At 75.5% G+C, this 591-nt stretch carries 1 protein-coding gene and 1 pseudogene; one reads left to right on the forward strand and one right to left on the reverse strand.

What is annotated here, in order from left to right; all coding sequences use genetic code 11:
* Window positions 1-162, forward strand: a 162-nt coding sequence (locus tag KCH_RS47615; RefSeq protein WP_482793301.1) for a helix-turn-helix domain-containing protein, incomplete at its 5' end; no start/stop codon positions are given.
* A 77-nt stretch (window positions 163-239) separates the two neighbouring features.
* Here the strand turns inward: KCH_RS47615 and KCH_RS43205 are convergent.
* Window positions 240-591: pseudogene (locus tag KCH_RS43205) on the reverse strand (class I SAM-dependent methyltransferase); the annotation flags it as partial.

Here is a 591-nt window from a genome sequence, read left to right on the forward strand (position 1 = left end):
GCCCTCCTCCTGTCCGGCGCCACCGACCCCGCCGTCGCCAAACAGCTCAACCTCGGCCTCCGCACCGTCCAGCGCCGCATCAGCCGCCTGATGTCCCTGGCCCGCGCCGACACCCGCATCCAACTCGGCTGGCAGGCCCACCGCCGCGGCTGGGTCGCCTGACCGAGCAGGGGGTCAACGAGCCTGCTACGTCCTCCGGCCACCGCTCTCGGGGTGAGATGCCGGACGGAGCCATCACCTCAGTCCGCGGCCCCGCGAGGCCGGCGCTGGGCAAGCGGACGGGGCCGCTCAGGGTGCCGCTTCGGCCAGGACCGCCGCCTGCGGGAAGCGTTCGCCAGGGCCGGGGCGGCGGATGCTGCGGGCCGGTCTCGGGGAGGGCCGGCCGTGCGGAGCAGGGCGGTGAGGGTGTCGACGGGCCAGCGGTGGGCGGTGGTGACCTTGTGGTCGAAGGGGACGGGCCGGTCGGTGTCGCCGAGGCCGGGGTCGGCGGCGAAGAAGCCGAGCAGCAGCCGCCCGCCCGGGGCCAGGACGCGACGCAACTCGGCGAGGGCGTAAGGGACTTCGGCGGGCGGGAGATGGATCAGCGAGTAG

The sequence above is a fragment of the Kitasatospora cheerisanensis KCTC 2395 genome (assembly GCF_000696185.1).
Taxonomy (GTDB): Bacteria; Actinomycetota; Actinomycetes; order Streptomycetales; family Streptomycetaceae; genus Kitasatospora; species Kitasatospora cheerisanensis.